This window comes from Pseudomonas brassicacearum (genome assembly GCF_918698105.1).
Classification (GTDB): Bacteria; Pseudomonadota; Gammaproteobacteria; order Pseudomonadales; family Pseudomonadaceae; genus Aquipseudomonas; species Aquipseudomonas brassicacearum_F.
Window position 1 is genome coordinate 25,954 of record NZ_CAKKMI010000008.1, and the last position, 18,739, is coordinate 44,692.

The following is an 18,739-nucleotide window of genomic DNA, read 5'->3' on the forward strand; positions in this document are numbered from 1 at the left end:
AAAGCGGTTTTGGCTGAGCTGTTATTATCTGCCGTATCTTTTAAGTACGGATTGATCCATGTCCCCTCGCGAGATCCGCATCGCCACCCGTAAAAGTGCCTTGGCCCTCTGGCAGGCCGAATACGTCAAAGCCCGCCTGGAAGCGGCCCATCCCGGTCTGATTGTGACCCTGGTGCCCATGGTCAGCCGCGGTGACAAGCTGCTGGATTCGCCGCTGTCGAAGATCGGCGGCAAGGGCCTGTTCGTCAAGGAACTGGAAACCGCGTTGCTGGACAACGAAGCCGACATCGCCGTGCATTCGATGAAAGACGTGCCCATGGACTTCCCCGAAGGCCTGGGCCTGTTTTGCATTTGCGAGCGGGAAGACCCACGCGATGCGTTCGTCTCCAACACGTTTTCCAGTCTTGAAGCATTGCCTGCCGCAAGCGTGGTCGGCACGTCCAGCCTGCGACGCCAGGCCCAATTGCTGACGCGCCGTCCGGACCTGCAAATCCGGTTCCTGCGCGGTAACGTCAACACGCGCCTGGCCAAGCTCGATGCCGGTGAGTACGACGCGATCATCCTCGCCGCCGCCGGCCTCATCCGCCTGGGCTTTGAAGATCGCATCACCTCGGCCATCAGCGTCGACGACAGCCTGCCGGCCGGTGGACAAGGGGCGGTGGGCATCGAGTGCCGCAGCGCCGACAGCGACATCCACGCCTTGCTGGCGCCGCTGCATCATGAAGACACCGCCACGCGGGTATTCGCCGAGCGCGCACTGAACAAACACCTCAATGGCGGTTGCCAGGTGCCGATCGCCTGTTACGCCGTGCTCGAAGGCGAACAGGTCTGGTTGCGCGGCCTGGTGGGGGATCCCAACGGTGGCCGGCTGCTCAGCGCCGAAGCCCGGGCACCGCGCCAGGATGCCGAAGCGTTGGGCGTGCGGGTGGCTGAAGACTTGTTGAGCCAGGGTGCTGCCGACATTCTCAAGGCGGTCTACGGCGAGGCCGGCCACGCGTGACGGGCTGGCGGCTGCTGCTCACCCGGCCGGCGGACGAGTCGTCGGCGTTGGCGGCTGTCCTGGCCGAAGCGGGGGTCTACAGCAGCAGCTTGCCCTTGCTGGATATCGAGCCGGTCCCGCTGTCCGATGCCGGGCAGGCGATACTCCAGGCGCTGGACCAATACTCTGCTGTGATCGTGGTCAGCAAACCGGCCGCACGCCTGTGCGTCGAACTGCTGCGCCAATACTGGCCGCAGCCTCCAGACCAGCCGTGGTTCAGCGTGGGCGCGGCCACCGGCCAGATTCTCGTCGATGCCGGCCTCACGGTGTTTTATCCCGATAACGGCGATGACAGCGAAGCGTTGCTGGAACACTTGGTCTTGCGCCAGGCTGTTGCGCGGCCCAACCCCAAGGTCTTGATCGTGCGGGGCGAAGGCGGGCGTGGCTTGCTGGCAGAGCGTTTGCGCGAGCAAGGTGCTAGTGTCGATTATCTGGAATTGTACCGCCGCCACTTGCCCGATTACGGCGAAGGGGCCTTGCTGGCGAAAGTCGAAGCGGAACGCTTGAACGCACTGGTGGTCAGCAGTGGGCAGGGCTTCGAGCATCTGGTGCGGCTGGCCGGCGATGCGTGGCCGGCCCTGGCGCGGTTACCGTTGTTTGTTCCAAGCCCAAGGGTTGCCGAGATGGCGCGTGCCGCCGGGGCCCGAACAGTTGTGGATTGTCGTGGCGCCAATGCCGCGGCTTTGCTGGCGGCGTTACGGGACCACTGCGTGCCGTTTTCTAATGCAAAGGATGGATACGTGAGCGAAACAGCCTTGCCAAAAGAAGATCTAGACCAGCCAGCGATCGATGCGCCGGTTGAAACTCCGCCCCCGGTGGCGCCGCGTCGCGGCAACGGGTTGGCCATTGTTGCATTGCTGCTCGGGGCCGCCGGCGTGGCCGTGGGCGGTTGGGGCGTGTGGCAGGTGCGTCATCTGCAAACCAATAACCAGCAGCAGTCCGCCCAGGTCCAGGCACTGAATGATCAGGCCCAGAGCCTCAAGCTCAACGAGCAACGCCTGAGCGAACGCCTGGCGCAATTGCCCCCGGCCGAAGAGCTGGAGGAGCGGCGGCGCCTGGTGGCCCAGTTGCAAAGTGACCAGCAGCACCTGAACCAGCGCCTGGAAACCGTGCTCGGTGCCAGTCGCAAGGATTGGCGCCTGGCCGAGGCCGAGCACCTGTTGCGCCTGGCCAGCCTGCGTCTTTCCGCCCTGCAGGACATCAACAGTGCCCAGGCGCTGGTCCAGGGGGCTGACGAAATCCTGCGCGAGCAGAACGACCCCGGCTCGTTCGCCGCCCGCGAGCAACTGGCCAAGACCCTCGCCGCGTTGCGCAGCACCGAGCAACCGGATCGCACCGGGCTGTTCCTGCAACTGGGTGCCTTGCGTGACCAGGTCCTGGAACTGACCGAGCTGGCGCCCGAGTACAAGGACCGCGGTGAATCCCTGCTGGGCCTTACCGCCGACGGCGATGGCGCCAGTCGTTGGGCGCAGTGGTGGGACCAGATCTCGCGCTATATCCGTATCGACTTCAACGCCGATGAGAATGTCCGTCCGCTGCTGGCCGGGCAAAGCCTTGTGCAAGTGCGTCTGGCCTTGAGCCTGGCGCTGGAGCAGGCGCAATGGGCCGCCCTCAATGGTCAGGCGCCGGTCTACACCCAGGCGCTGACCGAGGCTCGGGACGTGTTGAAGAACAACTTCAACCAGGACAACCCGCAAAGCAAGATCATGCTTGAGCGCGTGGTCGAGCTGTCCAAGCAACCGGTGACGGTGGTCACCCCGGACCTGACGGGCACGCTGAGCAGCGTCCAGGCTTACCTTGAGCGCCGCAACCTCAACGCCCAGGAATCGGTCAAGCCGCTGCCCGCGCCTGGCGCGCAGGAGGCCACGCCATGAAGCGTCTCTACGTGATTCTGTTCGTGGTCATCGCTGCCGCTGCTTTGCTGGGCGTGGCGATTGCCGAGCATTCGGGTTACGTGCTGGTGGCGTACAAGAACTTCCGCTATGAAGCTGGCCTGTGGGTCACCCTCGCCCTGGTGGTGGTGCTCTGGCTGGTGTGGCGAGGCCTGCGGGCCCTGATCGGGTTGGTGACCACGTCCAGCGGTGTCGTCAACCCTTGGTCGCGGCGCAACCGCAGCCGGCGGGTGCAAGTGGCGATCGAGCACGGCCAGTTGGACCTGGCCGAAGGTCGCTGGGCCAGTGCCCAACGACACCTGCATCGTGCCGCCGAAGCCGAGCGCCAGCCGCTGCTGTATTACCTCGGCGCCGCCCGTGCGGCCAACGAACAAGGTCTTTACGAGCAGAGCGACAGTTTGCTCGAGCGCGCCCTGGAGCGTCAGCCCCAGGCGGAACTGGCCATTGCCCTGACGCACGCGCAATTGCAGACGGACCGAGGCGACACTGACGGCGCATTGACCACGCTGCAGGCCATGCATGAGCGTCATCCCCATAACGTCCAGGTCTTGCGCCAACTGCAACGCCTGCATCAGCAGCGCGGCGACTGGTCGGCATTGATCCGGCTGTTGCCGGAGCTGCGCAAGGACAAGGTCCTGCCGCCGGCTGAACTGGCGGAACTGGAACGTCGCGCCTGGGGCGAAAACCTGACCCTGGCAGCCCACCGTGAGGAGGATGGCAGCGTCGGTTTGCAGTCGCTCAATCGCGCCTGGCAACAACTGACCTCCGCGCAGCGCCAGGAGTCGGCGCTGGTGCTGGCCTATGCCGAGCAACTGCGCCAGTTGGGGGCCCAGGTCGAGGCCGAAGAGGTACTGCGAAGTGCGCTCAAGCGTCACTATGACAGCCATCTGGCGCGCTTGTATGGGTTGGTTCGGGGCAATGATCCGATCCGCCAGTTGCAAACAGCCGAAGGTTGGCTCAAGGATCACCCGGCCGATCCAAGCCTGCTGCTGACCCTGGGGCGCCTATGCCTGCAGAACAGTTTGTGGGGCAAGGCGCGGGACTATCTGGAAAGCAGCCTGCGCGTCCAACGCAATCCCGAAGCCTGTGCTGAACTGGCGCGATTGCTGGCGCAACTGGGCGATGCCGAGCGCAGCAACCAGTTGTTCCAAGAGGGGTTGGGGCTACTGGACGAGCGCCTGCTGGCCGCGCCGTTGCCGGTTCCGGCTCAGGTGTTGTCCACTTGATAGGGCATAAGGGCGCTTGCTCTCGCTTGGCTGATGCCCTGTAGGAGCTGCCGAAGGCTGCGATCTTTTGATCTTTTGATCTTTCGCTTGAGATTCAAGTGTCTGGGGAAAGATCGCAGCCTCGTTGCACTCGACAGCTCCTACACAGCTCCTGCATGCAGCCTGGCGGGAGCAAGCTTGCTTGCCACAGGTGTGTGTAAACCTTGGAAGAGAGGGGGCGAATACCGCCCCGGTTTTTGGGCTTTGGTCATGCCATCAGTAAAGTCCTACAGTCCATCGCGCTGAATCCTCTTTGGCTTGTCGGGATTTCCCTACATCCCTGGTGAAGTGTCTGCGTGGGCCTGCCTTGAAAGGCCCGAGGGCTTTCCTCTACCGTAACTGCTTGTCTCTTTTGTTACGGAACCGCCATGTCTTTGGCCAGCTCACGCTTCTTGTTTCTCATGGCTTCCATCGCCGCAGCCCTGGCTTTGGGTATAGCCAGCTACCTGGAATATGCAGTCGGTCTGACACCTTGCAGCCTGTGCGTGTTGCAGCGGTTGTGTCTGATGCTGTTCCTGGTGAATGGTCTGGTGGCCTGCGTACATGGCCCAGGTCAAGGAGGCAGCATTTGCTACGGGGCGATGGGGTTGGTTTTCGCGTCGGGGGGAATGACCCTGGCATGGCGTCAGGTGCTGGTGCAGAGCGCTTCTTTCGAACCGGCACCTGATTGTATTGCGCAGCTGCAGAGGGCAGATTCCTGGTGGGGTGCCGTGCATCGCGTCCTCGACGGGGCGGTGGACTGCGCGAATTTCACCTGGACGCTGTTCGACCTGAGTATTCCCGAATGGAGCCTGTTGTTTTTTCTCGCGGTGTCCAGCGTCATGACCTACCTGCTGCTGCGCCTTGCCTGGAGTGCTCTGGTACGACCGCTCAGCGGCGATACGTCGCAGATGCTCCGGGCCGTGGATTAAACACTTGTATGAACTTTCTCTCCTGCGTACCTTGAAGCCATTGTCGTGCGGGCATAATCTGGCCCGCACGTGTTATTGGATTTGTGCCGCTCGATCATGTTGTGTCTGGCTTGTCCCTGATCTCATCAGGCGTGCACAGGCTGCGAGTGGCATGACTCACAAGGGAAGAAATCACCATGCTCGAAAGTTGTCAGAATGCTCAGGAACGCTGGGGTGGGGTGCATCTGCTGATCGATCGCTGGTTGCAGGAGCGTCACGAACTGGTCCGGGCTTATGATGCCCTCGGCGACAAGCCTGAAGCGCTGGGTGAAAGCCGCAAACCCTTGCAGGAGTTCTGCGGCGTGCTGGTCGACTATGTGTCTGCCGGTCATTTCGAGATCTATGAACAACTGACGGGCGAGGCCAAGGCCTTCAACGACAAGCGCGGCCTGGAACTGGCCGAGACGATCTACCCGCGCATCGATGTCATCACCGAGAAGCTGCTGGCGTTCAACGACCTGTGCGACGAAGGCAAGTGCGTGGCGGAAAAATTCAAGGAGCTGGGCGGCTTGCTGCACGAACGTTTCGAACTGGAAGACTGCCTGATCGAAGTGCTGCACACCGCTCACAAGGAAGAAGACGCGGTCCAGGCCTGAGGGTTTCGCAGTCATGAAAAAACGGTGCGCATTGCGCACCGTTTTTTATTGGGCCCGCGTCAGGTCGTCGCGCCCAGCAATTCGATTTCAAACACCAGTGGCGTGAACGGCGGGATTACATCTCCCGCTCCTTCGGCGCCATAGGCCAGGGTCGACGGAATCACCAACCGCCATTTCGCACCGACCGGCATTTGCGGCAATGCGCTGCGCCAGCCGTCAATCACGCTGTCGAGGTTGAACCACTGCGCCTGGCGGTTTGAGTCGAATACGGTGCCGTCCGGCAGTCGACCGGTGTACAGCACCTGGACCTTGCCGTGAGGGCCGGCCTTCGCGCCATGGCCTGGCTTGATTTCGGTCAGCAGGATGCCGTCAGCGAGTTGCTGGACGCCGGGCCGGTTCTTTTCTTCGTTGAGAAATGTCTGCTCGGTTTTCAACGCGGCTTCGATCTGCGGCGTTGCCGATGGCGCGTTCAGTTGCGCCTGGTGCTCGGCCAGGATCTGTTCGATGCGTTCATCCTTGAGGGCCAGCGGCTTGCCCAGGTAGGCCTGTTGCAAGCCTTCGACCAAGGCTTTGATCTGCAGGTCCGGCACGTCCTGGCGCAGGCGTTCGCCGAGGCTGGCGCCCAGGCTGTAAGCCAGATCGTGGGCATCGTTTGCGCTGGTTTTTTCAACGGCCTGGACCGTAGAGCAAACCATGCACAGGAATAAAAACAGGTGACGCGACATGTGTGCTCTCCGGCCTCGAATCGAGGAATTATGCCAGTGCCGATATCTATGGGGGTGTGTCGCCTGGGCGCTGACGCAGAAGATTTTTTGTCTCTTGCAACGCAACGTCTTATGTAGTGTCAACATGCCCTAGCGGCGGTTGTAGCAGAGGTCTAGTATGAGCCGCACTTACGTCAGTCAGGAGGTAAACCATGTCGGCCACCAAGAAGCCTGTAAACACTCCGTTGCACTTGCTCCAACAACTCTCGGGCAGCCTGCTCGAACATTTGGAAAACGCCTGCTCCCAAGCCCTGGCTGATGCTGAAAAACTGCTCGCCAAACTTGAAAAACAACGCGGCAAAGCGCAGGAAAAACTGCACAAGTCGCGCACCAAATTGCAAGACGCAGCCACCGCTGGCAAGGCCAAGGCACAAGCCAAGGCCAAAGAGGTCGTGAAAGAACTCGAAGACCTGCTCGATGCCTTGAAGGATCGTCAGTCCGAGACCCGCGCCTACATTCTGCAACTCAAGCGTGATGCCCAGGAAAGCCTGAAACTGGCCCAGGGTGTCGGTCGCGTGCAGGAAGCCGCAGGCAAGGCGCTGACGCTTCGTGCTGCCAAGCCTGCCGCTGTATCGGCCAAGAAGCCAGCGGCTAAACCCGTCGCGGCAAAAGCTCCGGCCAAAGTTGCTGCCAAGCGTGTGGCGAAAGCACCGGCCAAGGCTGCCAGCAAGCCTGCTGCCAAACCGGTCGCTGCCAGCGCTGCAAAACCTGCGGCAAAAAAACCAGTCGTCAAAGCGGCGACCAAGCCCGCCGCAAAAACAGCGGCCGCTAAACCTGCCGCCAAGCCCGCTGTAAAAGCTGCTGCTAAACCTGCGGTAAAAGCTGCAGCCAAGCCTGCCGTTAAAACCGCCGCTGCAAAACCTGCCGCGACGAAAACCGCTGCCGCTAAACCGGCTGCCAAAGCGGCGGTAAAATCCACTGTCAAACCTGCCGCCGCCAAGCCAGCTGCCAAACCAGCGGCAACCAAAACGGCTGCGGCCAAGCCTGCTGCGAAAACGGCTGCCAAACCCGTCGCTGCCAAAGCACCCGCCAAAGTCGCGGCTAAACCCGCCGCCAAACCGGCAGCGGCAAAACCTGCTGCCAAGCCAGCTGCCGCCAAGCCGGCCGCCGCAAAACCTGTCGCCAAGCCAGCAGCCAAACCTGCCGTGAAAAAGCCAGCCGCTGCAAAGCCTTCGACTGCGCCAGCCGCCAAGCCAGCGACACCGGCTCCGACCGCGGCACCGGTTCCAACCGCCAGCACTCCGGCTGCGGCGACCAGCCCATCCACTGCCGTTGCGCCGAGCACCAGCAGCACCCCAACCAGCGCTTCCTAAGTGCCGGACACCGCGACGCGCAGCTGATGCAGCGCGTCGCGGCTCGCTGGCCCGGCATTCGCCGCCAGCCCTTGCAGCCATTGCGCTGAATCGTTCTGTTGTGCCCCGGGCCAATCCTTGGCCAGCGCTTCCAACCGCTCCAGCAATCGCCGCTCGGCTGCCAACTCCAGTTGTTTGACCTGCTCGCGCAGATCATTGAGTGCCGTGTCCTGCAGGGCACTGGTTTTCCATTGGCGGCGAAGCGTACGCAGTGGCCGCACCACCTCGACATCCCACGGTTCGGCCAATTGTCGCAGCTGCTGCAGCCTATGTTCATTGCAGGCCACGCCGCGCTGCGCCAGCCACAAGCCGCAAAGCAACAGGCAGACGTTGGCGCCGGCGTCTTGGGATGCCAGGCAGGCAGGCTCTACGCCAGGCTTGGCATAGAGGTCGAGGGAAAAGCTCCACAGGTCTGGGGACATCGTGCTACTCGCGCCAGTTGCGAGCGAAGCTGGTAGACTCCGCCGCCATTATGATCCGACTTCAGAACCTGACTTTACAGCGTGGCCCGCAACGTCTGCTAGAAGACGCCGAGCTGACCCTGCACGCCGGCCACAAAGCTGGCCTCATCGGTGCCAACGGCGCCGGCAAATCGAGCCTGTTCGCCTTGCTGCGAGGCGAGCTGCACCCGGACTCGGGTGATTGCCTGTTGCCGGCCGATTGGCGCATCGCCCACATGCGCCAGGAGGTCGACACCCTCGAGCGCCTGGCGGTGGACTACGTGCTCGATGGCGACCTGCGCCTGCGCCAGGTACAACGCGACCTGGCTGCGGCCGAAGCGGCCCACGACGGTGCCGCACAGGCCCGCCTGCACGCCGAGCTCGACAGTGCCGATGGCTACACCGCCGATGCCCGTGCGCGCAAATTGCTCGCCGGCCTGGGCTTTACCAATGAACAGATGGATCGCCCGGTCGGGGACTTCTCCGGTGGCTGGCGGATGCGCCTGAACCTGGCCCAGGCCTTGATGTGCCCTTCGGATCTGCTGTTGCTCGATGAGCCGACCAACCACTTGGACCTCGACGCCATCATCTGGCTCGAAGACTGGCTCAAGAGTTACCCGGGCACGCTGCTGCTGATTTCCCACGACCGTGATTTCCTCGACGCGGTGGTGGATCACGTGGCCCATGTCGATCAGCGCAAGCTCACCCTGTACCGCGGCGGCTACAGCGCCTTCGAGCGCGCGCGTGCCGAACGCCTGGCCCAGCAACAGCAGGCCTACGAGAAGCAACAGGCGCAACGTGCGCACATGGAAAGCTACATCGCCCGCTTCAAGGCCCAGGCCACCAAGGCCCGCCAGGCCCAGAGCCGGATCAAGGCGCTGGAGCGGATGGAAGAGTTGTCAGCGGCCCACGTCGATTCGCCGTTCGATTTTGTCTTCCGCGAATCGACCAAGATTTCCAGTCCGTTGATCGACCTGTCCGACGCGCGCCTGGGCTACGGCGACAAGACCGTGCTGGAGAAGGTCAAGCTGCAATTGACCCCGGGGGCGCGGATCGGTCTGCTGGGGCCCAACGGTGCCGGCAAGTCGACCCTGATCAAGAACCTCTCGGGCGAACTCGAGCCTTTGGCTGGGCGCTTGACCCGAGGCGAAAACACCGTCGTTGGCTACTTTGCCCAGCATCAGCTCGACTCCCTGGATTCCAAGGCCAGCCCGCTGTTGCACCTGCAACGCCTGGCACCGACCGAGCGTGAGCAGACCCTGCGCGATTTTCTCGGTGGTTTCGATTTTCGCGGGGCGCGCATCGACGAGCCGGTGCTGAATTTCTCCGGTGGCGAAAAAGCGCGCTTGGCGCTGGCGTTGATCGCCTGGGGCCGGCCGAACCTGTTGCTGCTCGACGAACCGACCAACCACTTGGACCTGGAGATGCGCCTGGCCCTGACCATGGCCTTGCAGGAGTTCAGTGGCGCGGTGCTGGTGGTGTCCCACGATCGGCATTTGCTCAAGAGCACCACGGATAATTTCTTCCTGGTCGCCGATGGCAAGGTCGAGGAATTCGACGGCGACCTGGAAGACTACGCCCGTTGGCTGGTGGAATACCGCCAGCGCAACGCGCCGGTCAGCAGCACGCCGGTCAACCCGGACAAGACCGACAAGAAAGCCCAGCGCCAGGCCGCCGCCGCATTGCGCCAGCAACTGGCGCCGCACAAACGTGAGGCCGACAAGCTCGAAGCCGAGTTGGGCAAGCTGCATGAAAAACTGCAAAAGATCGAAACCAGCCTTGGCGACAGCGGTCTCTACGAGGCGGCGCGCAAAGATGAGTTGCGCGACTTGCTGGCCGAGCAGGCCAAGCTGAAGGTTCGGGAAGCGGAGCTCGAGGAGGCGTGGATGCAAGCGCTGGAACTGCTGGAAAACCTGCAAGCGGAGTTGGAGGCATTGTCCTGATGGAAGCGTTGGCGTTGCCTGTACCTGTCATGTGGATCGAGCCGATCTGGCTGGGTGTGCAAATCCTGCTGATCCTGCTGGCCGGTTATGTCGCGCAGCGTGTCGTGGCGCGGGCCCTGACAGGCCTGGGTGAGCGTTATCCGTTGCCACCCCAGCTGGTCATTATCCTGCGGGGCGTGCTGCGCTGGCTGATCATGGGCACCGCGGTGCTGGTGGTGCTCGAGCGCTTGGGTGTCTCGGCCACGGTGCTGTGGACGGCACTGTCGGGTTTCGTCGCGGTGGCAGCGGTGGCGTTCTTTGCCATCTGGAGCGTGCTGTCGAACCTGTTCTGCGCCGTTTTGATCTACACCGTCGGACCGTTTCGCCTGGGCGATGTGGTCGAGTTGGTGGACACCACCGACAAGCCCGGCATCAAGGGGCGCGTGGTGGCGATCAACCTGCTGTACACCACGCTGATCGAGCCCGAGGAACTCGGCACCGGCAGCGCCATGGTGCAAGTGCCCAACAGCCTCTTCTTCCAGCGTTCGGTGCGGCGCTGGCGCGGCAGCGAGGCGTTTCCGGTGGGTGGTTTCGTCGAATGACCCGGCCTTGGCCGATCGGCTGACTTTGCAAAAAGCGGTGGTCAACCGCCCGAAGGCGCATTAGCTTAGGGGGTTAGACGAATCTGAGCCGAGGTGTGCAATGGTGCTGGAAACATGGCTGGCGTTTTTCGCCGCATGCTGGGTGATCAGTCTTTCGCCGGGTGCCGGTGCCATTGCCTCGATGTCCAGCGGTCTGCGCTACGGCTTCTGGCGTGGCTACTGGAACGCCTTGGGCCTGCAATTGGGCCTGGCGTTGCAAATCGTGATCGTCGCCGCTGGCGTTGGCGCGATCCTCACGACGTCGGCCACTGCGTTCTATGCGATCAAGTGGTTCGGCGTGGCCTACCTGGTCTATCTGGGTGTCAAACAGTGGCGAGCCATTCCCGGCGACATGACTGACAACGCGTCCCCGCGGCCCATCGGCAAGCCCTTGGCGTTGGTGTTTCGCGGCTTCCTGGTCAACATCAGCAACCCCAAGGCGCTGGTGTTCATGCTGGCGGTGTTGCCGCAATTCATCGATCCCCATGCACCATTGATCGCGCAATACCTGATCCTGGGCGTCACCATGGTCATCGTCGACCTCATCGTCATGGCCGGGTACACCGGGCTGGCATCCAAAGTCCTGCGCCTGTTGCGCTCACCGAAACAGCAACGGCGGATGAACCGTACCTTCGCGGGTATGTTCATTGGCGCCGCGGGTTTGCTCGCGACGATCCGCAAGGCTGCGGTGTAAAGCAAAACCCGTGGCGAGGGCGCTTTTGTGGCGAGGGAGCTTGCTCCCGCTGGGCCGCGAAGCGATCTTGCGGTCGCTGCGCAACCGAGCGGGAGCAAGCTCCCTCGCCACAAAAGCATCCAGCTCAACACATAAGCAAAAAAATCTAGCTCGCCACAGAAGCAGCTAAGTATCTACCCGACGGTATGACTCAACGCAAAATCACCGGCGCCGTATCCCGAGGCAGGTTGTTGCGCTGCACCGGCTCGCTGGGTTGTTGGTAGCTCGGGCCGCCAAGCTGTTCGCTCAGTTGCCGCGCCACGTCTTCCCCCAAGGCCTTGGACACTTCGCGCACCACCCGTGGACGGTTGAGGCTGATGTGCACGTCCCGGTGGTTCAACAGCTTGGTGTCCTGGCCTTCGCCCATGGCCGTAAAGGCCGAGGTGATTTCGTAGGTCTTGGTGTTGATCAGGCTGAAGTCTGCCACCAGGGTCAGCGCCAGTACCGCCGAGTAGCTGTCGGTATTGGCCAGCTCGTTGATGTCGCGGGTGAAGTCGATGTCCGACACGGTGCCGAACAGCACGTAGTCGGCACCCTTGAAGTTCCCGGCCTTGATGCGCTTGATCACGTCATAGACGTCGCCCTTGGACGCCGCCGTGTAGGGCGTGCCCTGGGTCAGCTGGAACATCCCGCTGCGCAGGATCTCGCCCTTGATGTCGCCGGTGAACTTGCGCAGCTCGCCCTGCTCGATGTAGCTGCTGGTGGCTTCCATCTCGTCGTAGCTCGAGGAAGCGCTGGCGCTGTAAGGGTTCGCCTGGAAGTTGCTCTGCGCTGAAACGGTGTGGATGTATTCCTCCACCCGCTCCTGGTACGCAAGGTCGGTCACCGCGACTTTCGGGGCCGCCTGCGCGGCAAATGCGCAGGCCAGGGCCATGATGCCTATCCATGTGCGCATGGCTCAGCGCTCCGTGGTCTTGCGGATTTCTTTTTCGTCCATCCACTCGGCCAGACCGCTTTCGACGTCGATCAATTGCAGGCTGAATTTGTAGAAGACGTCCTTGTAGTCGCTGCTGCGCTTGACGATCGAGCTGATGGAGCCTTCGAGGCGGTACTTGGCAGCGATCATGTTGCCAGTCTTGGTCACGGTGCTTTTCTTGTACAGGCCGCTCTGGTTCTGCAGCTTGAGTTGGTCGACCTGGCTGTCCATGGCGGTGTTGTCGCTGGCGAAGCGGGCAGCGCCGGTCTTCATCAGCTGGGTCTTGATGCTGGTGGTGATTTCACGGGTGTCGATGTATTCGCTGGTCTTGTTCTTCACGTCATAGACCTGGACCACCGGGCGACCTTGCAGGATGCCGGACTGGGCCAGGGAGCGGGTCATGGACTCGGCGATCATTTGCAGGTCGGTGGAGCCGAACTCGTTGGTCACGGTTTCCACGGCCTTGGTATCGCCGTAGCTGATGTTCTTGTTGCCCAGGACCGGCGAATTGTTGGCACAGCCGCTGACCAGCAGGGCGGCGAGGGCGAGGGAGGAGATGCGTACGAACATGTGGGTGCTCTCGAAAACTGAATGAATATGGGCTTAGGTGCAATGTCGATCAGTAAAAGAACTTGTGCCGACGATCCCTGTGGCGAGGGAGCTTGCTCCCGCTCGGTTGCGTAGCGACCGCAAGATCTGGGGGCCGCTGCGCGACCCAGCGGGAGCAAGCTCCCTCGCCACAGGTCTGGTGTTGACTTGACCGACCGGAATCAGGCTCAAGGGGTATTGATTTCCAAACGGAAATCCACTGCCTTGGGTGTCGGTGCGATGGCCGGCAGGAAACTGGTCTGTTCGCCGTACAGCGTCAGGCTTTTCCAGGTCTCTTGCTCGGCGATCGGAAAGCCTTCCGGCCCCAGCCAGGCAAAGCGGTAATACATCGTCTTGTTGTTGTAGCTGGTGTTGCTCAGCTGGACATTGACGGTCATGTAGCCGTTTTCCCGGGCCACGCGCATGGCGCCGACCACGATGTTCTTGGTCTTGCCCATCGCCACGACCTTGCTGGCGGCGCTGCCCGGCTCCGGTGGCGGCGGGGTGGCGCAACCGGCCAGCAAGGCCAGGGCGCCGACGGCAATCAGTTTTAAACGCATGTGAACAAGACTCCGTTCTTAAGGTTGCTTGAGGGCAATGGCGGTCGGGTTGGCGCTGGGCATCACCTGGGCCGCGAGGCCACCGGCGAACACCTGGTTACCCACCGCCCGCAGGCTGATGACCTGGTAGCGCTGGTCGACGGTGACCTTGACCACCGAGCCGCCCACCGAGCTTGGCAAAGTGACCTGGTGCTCGCCTTTCTTCAGGCGCAGGCGCACCACCTGGGTGTAGTCGGGCAGGGTGCGCCAGGTCCGGGTGTCGGCACCTTCGAGTACGGCCGAGGTGAGGCCGACGGCCAGGCCGGCCAGGGGGTTGGTGTCGTTGATCTGCTTTTGTGCCACGCCACGGCTGACGGCGCGTACGGTGGTGCGCAGGATGATGCCGGGCATGTCGTCGCGCAGGGCGCGGCGGGACATGGCGGTGGTGCTGTTGAGTTGGGTCAGGTCCAGCTGACGGCCGTCGACACCGATCTGGCTGAAGGTGGCCGTGGAGGTGTCAGGCTTGATCAGCGGGAACGACAACGGCGTGATGACCAGGTTGCCGCTGATCGGCAAGGGCAGGGGAATGCGGATCGAGTCCCGGGACGGTGCCAGGCCGCTCTGCACCACGATCAGGATGTCGCTGTCGTCGTTCTTGGCGGCAGGCTTGTCGAGGTTGAGCAGGGCCTGCTCCAGCAGCGGCGTGTTGGGGCGCAGTTCGGCGGCCTTGCGGTAACCCGGTGCGGCCAGGTCCTTTTCACCCAGGGCTTCATAGACGAAGCCGGCCAGGTAATGGCTGAACGCGCTCTGGTAACTGTTTTTCAGGCTGACCACTTCCGGGGCGTCGAGGCTGGCCACCGGGTAACCCTTGAGGTCCTTGTATTCGGTCTTGACCCCTTGCTTCTCGGCGTCTTCCTCACGCTTGAGGTATTCCTTGTCCCGCAGGTCGGCGATCACCGCTTCGCGTTCGTGGGTCTTCTTGATCTGGGTCCGCGCGCCGTCGAAGTCATTCACCGCCAGCAGATTCAGGGCCATCTGCGTGGTCAGCATGACCTTTTCGTAATCGTAGCCTTCGTAGCGGCGGACCTTATCGTTGACCAGGAAACTGCCGAACTGCGCCAGGTACTTGGCCGTGTCGAGTTTGACCGCGTCTTCCCATTGGCCCACTTGTTGATCGGCGCTGTTCCAGGCGGTCTGGCTGCCGGACAAGTCGCCCTTGGCGCGCAGCAGCTCACCTTTCTCGAAGTAATACAGCAGGTCCTTGTCCTGGCTGGTGTTGTTCTTTTCCAGCAGCGTCAATGCGCCGTCGACATTGCCGGAAGCCAGCTGCTGGTTGGTCTGGGCCAATTCGCTGTCGTAGTTGCGAAAGGCCGAACAGCCGGACAACAAGGTGATCGCACCGAGGGCGACCGAAAAAACGGCACGGGATGCCATGAACATTTCTTCCCTGAGTAACAGCCTGGATTTGCGGGTCGGGCTGGAGCGATCCCACGGACAAACGTCGGGACGCTGTCGGTTCCTCATAAAAAGAGGAGCTTTTATGCCATCTAACAATAAGAAGGCGGCGCGATTATAAACATGGCGCTTGGCTATGTAATGGCTTTTCAATCTCGAAATGCAGTTTTTGTGACATCACCTCCAAAGCAGGAATCCGATGAAAATGTGCCGCTAAAGCACATCGGCTCTTGAGCCAAAGTCATTGGAAGTGAACAATGTGTTACTTCTTATTACCAACCGAGAGTCATTCATGACTGCGCCGCTCCGTTTCCTGGCTTGGCTTGTACTGCCATTGCTTGCCCTGTGCAGCACCTCGCTGCTGGCCGACACCGTCGAGGGCGCCCCCCAGGCGCTGCATTTGCTGGATTACATCGGCGCGGACTACCCGGCGACAGTCGAGGCAGGCAAGGTCATCGAGGACGGGGAATACCGCGAGCAACTGGAATTCACCCAGGTGCTGGCAGGGTTGATCGCCGGGCTACCGGCCAAGCCGCAAAAGGCTGATTTGACCCAGGGTATCGACACCTTGCGCAGCGCGATCACCCAGCGCCAGGACGGCGCCGACGTCGCGCGCCTGGCGCGGCAACTGGGGGCCAAGCTGGCGGTGGCCTATGAAGTCAGCCAGGCGCCGGTCATCACCCCCGATCCTTCCCGCGGTGCGCCGCTGTATGCCCAGAATTGCTCGGTGTGCCATGGCGCCAACGGTGCCGGCGACGGTCCAGCAGGTGTCGGCATGGAACCGCCGCCCGCCAACATGCGGGACGCCCAGCGCCTGGATCGCCTGAGTCTCTATGCGATCTACAACACCGTCGGCATGGGCATCGAAGGCACCGACATGCCGGCCTTCGCCGATCAGCTCGACGACCGTCAGCGCTGGGACCTGGCGACCTACATCGCCAGCTTCAGCGCCGACCCGGCCGCCGCCAAAAGTGAACAGGCCTTCAACCTCGCTGACCTGGCGCGCCAGACCCCGGCCGAAGTCCTCGCCGCGCAAGGCCCGGCAGCGGCGGCGACGTTCCGTGCCCAGCGTGCCCAGCCGCCGCAGGTACAACGAGGCCCGGCGCAGTTGCTCGACTACACGGCGGCCACCCTGGATAAAAGCATCGCGGCGTACCGTGCCGGTGACCACGACCAGGCCTACGACCTGTCGGTGGCCGCTTACCTGGAAGGTTTCGAGCTGGTGGAAAGCTCGCTGGATAACGTCGACGCCAACGTGCGCAAGGACACCGAAAAGTCCCTGATGGCCTACCGTCAGTCTTTGCAGGACGGTTTGCCGATCGAGCAGGCGGTACAGCGCCTGGACGCGGCCAAGGCCAAGTTGAAGGAGTCCGCCGGCCTGCTGGGTGGCGATGGCTTGAGCTGGTCGCTGAGCTACATCTCGGGGTTGCTGATTCTGCTGCGCGAAGGGCTGGAAGCGATTCTGGTGCTGGCGGCGATTTTGGCGTTCCTGCGCAACACTGGCCAGCAGTCGGCCGTGCGCAGCGTTAACGTCGGTTGGGGCCTGGCACTGTTGGCCGGCCTGGCGACCTGGGGACTGGCGGCGTATGTGATCGACGTCAGCGGTGCCCAGCGTGAGCTGCTCGAAGGCGCGACGGCGTTGTTCGCCAGTGTGATGGTGCTGTGGCTGGGGGTGTGGATGCACGACCGTCGCCACGCAGCGGCCTGGCAGGACTACATCAAGAGCAGCCTGGTGGGCGGCGGTGGGCGTTTTGGTTTTGCGATCCTGGCGTTCTTCTCGGTCTATCGCGAACTGTTCGAAGTGATCCTGTTCTACGAAACCCTGTGGCTGCAAGCGGGCCCTGCCGGGCACAACGCGGTGCTGGCCGGTGGCGCGACGGCGCTGGTGTTGCTGGTTGGGTTGGCCTGGGTGATCCTGCGCGGCTCGGCGAAACTGCCGCTGGCGCTGTTCTTCAGCATCAACGCCGGGTTGCTGTGCGCGCTGTCAGTGGTATTCGCCGGTCACGGCGTGAAGGCGTTGCAGGAAGCCGGGATCTTCGGCACCCACCCGGTGGCGTTCTTCGACTTCGACTGGCTGGGCATTCATGCCGATGCCTATTCGCTGGCCGCTCAAGTGGTGGCGATCCTCGCGATCGTGGTCCTGTATGGGCGCAGTTGGGTGGCGGAGAAGCGTCGGGTCCAGGTTTCCTGAAAACCATTCGCTGCGCTCATAATCGCGAGCAAGCTCGCTCCCACAGGATGTAGGCTGTCCTTTGTGGGAGCGAGCTTGCTCGCGATGCATTTAAAGAGGAGCACTCCAATGCGCGTATGGATCGACGCCGATGCCTGTCCCAAGCCGGCGAAGGAACTGGTGGTCAAGTTCGCCTTGAAGCGCCGGTTCCAGGTGGTGCTGGTGGCTGGTCAGCCGCAGATCAAGCCCGCCCTGGCGTGTGTGAAGCTGATCGTGGTGCCCAGTGGCCCTGATGCGGCGGACGATTACCTGGTGGAGCACGCCGAGCCGGGGGAGCTGGTGATCTGCAGCGACGTGCCCTTGGCCGACCGGTTGGTGAAGAAGGGCGTCGCCGCCCTGGACCCGCGCGGCAAGGAGTTCGATGCCCAGAACATGGGCGATCGGCTGGCGGTGCGCAACCTGTTCACTGATTTGCGTGAACAGGGCCACATGGGCGGTGGCCCGGCGGCGTACAGCGAGCGGGACAAGCAGGGGTTTGCCAATGCACTGGACCGGATCCTGACGCGCCTGACCCGAATCGCTTAAGCCTTGCCCGACCCCCTGTGGGAGCGAGCTTGCTCGCGATGCGGTGTATCAGCCAATGCAAATGTAGCTGAGCCGACGCTATCGCGAGCAAGCTCGCTCCCACAGGGGTAGTGGTGGTGGGGTCAGGCGTCGTTCTCGTGCGTCAACTCCAACACCCGATCCACCAGCTTGTTGATGCCGGAAGCCGCTTCGCTGATGTTCTGCGCCAGCATGTAGGCCGGGGTGCTGACCAGTTTGCGCGCGCGGTCTTCGATGATGTCGGTGACGGCGCACTCTTCGTGGGTAGCTCCCATTTTGGTCACGGCGGCGGCAGTGTCGACGTCGTTGCCGATGGTGCAGACCACACCCGGGCCGTAGATTTTTGCCGCCAGGGCCGGGGAGATGCAGATCAGCCCCACCGGTTTGCCGGCCTCGGCAAAGGCCTCGGTCAGTGCCAGGACCTCTGGCTGGACCGTGCAGCCAGCACCTTCGACGGCAAAATTGGAGAGGTTTTTCGCCGAGCCAAAACCACCGGGTACGATCAGGGCGTCGAAGTCCTCGGCCCTGGCTTCACGCAAGTCCTTCACGTTGCCCCGGGCGATCCGTGCTGACTCCACCAATACGTTGCGGCTCTCGGGCATTTCCTCGCCGGTCAGGTGATTGATCACGTGCAATTGGGCAATGTTGGGGGCGAAGCACTGGACGTGAGCCCCACGCTGATCGAGACGCAGCAAGGTGATCACGCTTTCGTGGATCTCGGCGCCGTCATACACGCCACAGCCGGAAAGGATCACTGCAATTTTTTTGCTCATGGGCTTTTCTCCAGATTCATGGCGTTAAATGTCTACTAATTTGTCACTCGTTGCCATAGGGGGATCGGGCAGCTACACCTAATCTGCCGACTATCTCCCTG

General features: G+C 62.4%; 18 protein-coding genes and 1 pseudogene. 12 read left to right on the forward strand and 7 right to left on the reverse strand.

What is annotated here, in order from left to right; genetic code table 11:
* Nucleotides 1–58: 58 nt before the first annotated feature.
* The 6 genes and pseudogenes from hemC (at nucleotide 59) to rsd (ending at nucleotide 5,742) form a co-directional block, all read left to right on the forward strand.
* Nucleotides 59–1,000 carry a hydroxymethylbilane synthase gene (gene hemC, locus LQ215_RS05210; RefSeq protein WP_230147654.1) on the forward strand — a complete coding sequence of 314 codons (942 nt, stop codon included), beginning with the start codon at nucleotides 59–61 and terminating at the stop codon, nucleotides 998–1,000.
* Nucleotides 997–1,743, forward strand: a pseudogene (locus LQ215_RS05215) (uroporphyrinogen-III synthase); the annotation flags it as partial. The gene hemC and the pseudogene LQ215_RS05215, both read left to right, overlap by 4 nt.
* 36 nt (nucleotides 1,744–1,779) lie before the next feature.
* Nucleotides 1,780–2,913, forward strand: a complete 1,134-nt coding sequence (locus LQ215_RS05220; protein ID WP_230147804.1) for a uroporphyrinogen-III C-methyltransferase — start codon at nucleotides 1,780–1,782, stop codon at nucleotides 2,911–2,913.
* A complete protein-coding gene (locus tag LQ215_RS05225) occupies nucleotides 2,910–4,157 on the forward strand; it encodes a heme biosynthesis HemY N-terminal domain-containing protein (protein WP_230147656.1) in 1,248 nt (415 codons plus the stop codon). Before LQ215_RS05220 ends, LQ215_RS05225 begins: the two co-directional genes overlap by 4 nt.
* Nucleotides 4,158–4,564: 407 nt before the next feature.
* Nucleotides 4,565–5,107: a disulfide bond formation protein B gene (locus tag LQ215_RS05230; RefSeq protein WP_230147658.1), complete on the forward strand. Its 543-nt coding sequence runs from the start codon at nucleotides 4,565–4,567 to the stop codon at nucleotides 5,105–5,107.
* Between the two features lie 176 nt (nucleotides 5,108–5,283).
* Entirely contained in the window at nucleotides 5,284–5,742 is a 459-nt protein-coding gene (gene rsd / locus LQ215_RS05235) for a sigma D regulator (RefSeq protein ID WP_230147660.1), read from the forward strand.
* 59 nt (nucleotides 5,743–5,801) lie between these two features.
* Here the strand turns inward: rsd and LQ215_RS05240 are convergent, their stop codons facing one another.
* The gene (locus LQ215_RS05240) at nucleotides 5,802–6,467 is read right to left on the reverse strand and encodes an FKBP-type peptidyl-prolyl cis-trans isomerase (protein ID WP_230147662.1); all 666 of its coding nucleotides are present in this window, start codon (nucleotides 6,465–6,467) and stop codon (nucleotides 5,802–5,804) included.
* Nucleotides 6,468–6,658: 191 nt separating this feature from the next.
* Here LQ215_RS05240 and LQ215_RS05245 point away from each other — a divergent pair, with 191 nt between their 5' ends.
* Entirely contained in the window at nucleotides 6,659–7,819 is a 1,161-nt protein-coding gene (locus tag LQ215_RS05245; protein WP_230147664.1) for an AlgP family protein, read from the forward strand.
* Here the strand turns inward: LQ215_RS05245 and LQ215_RS05250 are convergent.
* The gene (locus tag LQ215_RS05250; protein ID WP_230147666.1) at nucleotides 7,816–8,280 is read right to left on the reverse strand and encodes a TIGR02444 family protein; all 465 of its coding nucleotides are present in this window, start codon (nucleotides 8,278–8,280) and stop codon (nucleotides 7,816–7,818) included. The two genes, LQ215_RS05245 and LQ215_RS05250, sit on opposite strands and share 4 nt — an antisense overlap.
* Nucleotides 8,281–8,330: 50 nt before the next feature.
* Here LQ215_RS05250 and LQ215_RS05255 point away from each other — a divergent pair, with 50 nt between their 5' ends.
* The 3 genes from LQ215_RS05255 to rhtB all read left to right on the forward strand — a co-directional run bounded on the left by LQ215_RS05255 (nucleotide 8,331) and on the right by rhtB (nucleotide 11,555).
* Complete coding sequence (locus LQ215_RS05255; protein ID WP_230147668.1) at nucleotides 8,331–10,241, forward strand: ATP-binding cassette domain-containing protein; 1,911 nt, start codon at nucleotides 8,331–8,333, stop codon at nucleotides 10,239–10,241.
* The gene (locus LQ215_RS05260; RefSeq protein WP_230147670.1) at nucleotides 10,241–10,822 is read left to right on the forward strand and encodes a mechanosensitive ion channel family protein; all 582 of its coding nucleotides are present in this window, start codon (nucleotides 10,241–10,243) and stop codon (nucleotides 10,820–10,822) included. Before LQ215_RS05255 ends, LQ215_RS05260 begins: the two co-directional genes overlap by 1 nt.
* A gap of 100 nt (nucleotides 10,823–10,922) precedes the next feature.
* Complete coding sequence (rhtB, locus tag LQ215_RS05265) at nucleotides 10,923–11,555, forward strand: homoserine/homoserine lactone efflux protein (RefSeq protein WP_230147672.1); 633 nt, start codon at nucleotides 10,923–10,925, stop codon at nucleotides 11,553–11,555.
* 190 nt (nucleotides 11,556–11,745) lie between these two features.
* Here the strand turns inward: rhtB and LQ215_RS05270 are convergent, their stop codons facing one another.
* The 4 genes from LQ215_RS05270 to LQ215_RS05285 form a co-directional block, all read right to left on the reverse strand.
* Nucleotides 11,746–12,489, reverse strand: a complete 744-nt coding sequence (locus LQ215_RS05270) for a penicillin-binding protein activator LpoB (RefSeq protein WP_230147674.1) — start codon at nucleotides 12,487–12,489, stop codon at nucleotides 11,746–11,748.
* Nucleotides 12,490–12,492: 3 nt separating this feature from the next.
* Complete coding sequence (gene lpoB / locus LQ215_RS05275) at nucleotides 12,493–13,080, reverse strand: penicillin-binding protein activator LpoB (RefSeq protein ID WP_230147675.1); 588 nt, start codon at nucleotides 13,078–13,080, stop codon at nucleotides 12,493–12,495.
* 206 nt (nucleotides 13,081–13,286) lie between these two features.
* A complete protein-coding gene (locus LQ215_RS05280; RefSeq protein WP_230147678.1) occupies nucleotides 13,287–13,658 on the reverse strand; it encodes a YcfL family protein in 372 nt (123 codons plus the stop codon).
* A gap of 18 nt (nucleotides 13,659–13,676) precedes the next feature.
* Nucleotides 13,677–15,071 carry a COG3014 family protein gene (locus tag LQ215_RS05285; RefSeq protein ID WP_230147680.1) on the reverse strand — a complete coding sequence of 465 codons (1,395 nt, stop codon included), beginning with the start codon at nucleotides 15,069–15,071 and terminating at the stop codon, nucleotides 13,677–13,679.
* A 313-nt stretch (nucleotides 15,072–15,384) separates the two neighbouring features.
* Between LQ215_RS05285 and LQ215_RS05290 the strand changes: the two genes are divergently transcribed.
* On the forward strand, nucleotides 15,385–17,283 hold the full coding sequence (locus tag LQ215_RS05290) for an FTR1 family protein (RefSeq protein ID WP_230147682.1): 1,899 nt from the start codon (nucleotides 15,385–15,387) through the stop codon (nucleotides 17,281–17,283).
* Between the two features lie 108 nt (nucleotides 17,284–17,391).
* On the forward strand, nucleotides 17,392–17,847 hold the full coding sequence (locus LQ215_RS05295) for a YaiI/YqxD family protein (RefSeq protein WP_230147684.1): 456 nt from the start codon (nucleotides 17,392–17,394) through the stop codon (nucleotides 17,845–17,847).
* A gap of 122 nt (nucleotides 17,848–17,969) precedes the next feature.
* Here the strand turns inward: LQ215_RS05295 and elbB are convergent, their stop codons facing one another.
* Nucleotides 17,970–18,638, reverse strand: coding sequence for an isoprenoid biosynthesis glyoxalase ElbB (gene elbB, locus LQ215_RS05300; protein WP_230147686.1), 669 nt, complete (start codon nucleotides 18,636–18,638; stop codon nucleotides 17,970–17,972).
* Nucleotides 18,639–18,739 lie beyond the last annotated feature (101 nt).

What these genes read in the sequence shown, in the direction of transcription:
- LQ215_RS05255 (WP_230147668.1), top strand. Translation starts at nt 8,331, where the DNA reads ATGATCCGACTTCAGAACCTGACTTTACAGCGTGGCCCGCAACGTCTG.
- LQ215_RS05290 (WP_230147682.1), top strand. Translation starts at nt 15,385, where the DNA reads ATGACTGCGCCGCTCCGTTTCCTGGCTTGGCTTGTACTGCCATTGCTT.
- LQ215_RS05280 (WP_230147678.1), bottom strand. Translation starts at nt 13,658, where the DNA reads ATGCGTTTAAAACTGATTGCCGTCGGCGCCCTGGCCTTGCTGGCCGGT.
- LQ215_RS05250 (WP_230147666.1), bottom strand. Translation starts at nt 8,280, where the DNA reads ATGTCCCCAGACCTGTGGAGCTTTTCCCTCGACCTCTATGCCAAGCCT.
- LQ215_RS05295 (WP_230147684.1), top strand. Translation starts at nt 17,392, where the DNA reads ATGCGCGTATGGATCGACGCCGATGCCTGTCCCAAGCCGGCGAAGGAA.
- lpoB (WP_230147675.1), bottom strand. Translation starts at nt 13,080, where the DNA reads ATGTTCGTACGCATCTCCTCCCTCGCCCTCGCCGCCCTGCTGGTCAGC.
- LQ215_RS05270 (WP_230147674.1), bottom strand. Translation starts at nt 12,489, where the DNA reads ATGCGCACATGGATAGGCATCATGGCCCTGGCCTGCGCATTTGCCGCG.
- rsd (WP_230147660.1), top strand. Translation starts at nt 5,284, where the DNA reads ATGCTCGAAAGTTGTCAGAATGCTCAGGAACGCTGGGGTGGGGTGCAT.
- LQ215_RS05230 (WP_230147658.1), top strand. Translation starts at nt 4,565, where the DNA reads ATGTCTTTGGCCAGCTCACGCTTCTTGTTTCTCATGGCTTCCATCGCC.
- rhtB (WP_230147672.1), top strand. Translation starts at nt 10,923, where the DNA reads ATGGTGCTGGAAACATGGCTGGCGTTTTTCGCCGCATGCTGGGTGATC.
- hemC (WP_230147654.1), top strand. Translation starts at nt 59, where the DNA reads ATGTCCCCTCGCGAGATCCGCATCGCCACCCGTAAAAGTGCCTTGGCC.
- LQ215_RS05240 (WP_230147662.1), bottom strand. Translation starts at nt 6,467, where the DNA reads ATGTCGCGTCACCTGTTTTTATTCCTGTGCATGGTTTGCTCTACGGTC.
- LQ215_RS05245 (WP_230147664.1), top strand. Translation starts at nt 6,659, where the DNA reads ATGTCGGCCACCAAGAAGCCTGTAAACACTCCGTTGCACTTGCTCCAA.
- LQ215_RS05285 (WP_230147680.1), bottom strand. Translation starts at nt 15,071, where the DNA reads ATGGCATCCCGTGCCGTTTTTTCGGTCGCCCTCGGTGCGATCACCTTG.
- elbB (WP_230147686.1), bottom strand. Translation starts at nt 18,638, where the DNA reads ATGAGCAAAAAAATTGCAGTGATCCTTTCCGGCTGTGGCGTGTATGAC.
- LQ215_RS05260 (WP_230147670.1), top strand. Translation starts at nt 10,241, where the DNA reads ATGGAAGCGTTGGCGTTGCCTGTACCTGTCATGTGGATCGAGCCGATC.
- LQ215_RS05225 (WP_230147656.1), top strand. Translation starts at nt 2,910, where the DNA reads ATGAAGCGTCTCTACGTGATTCTGTTCGTGGTCATCGCTGCCGCTGCT.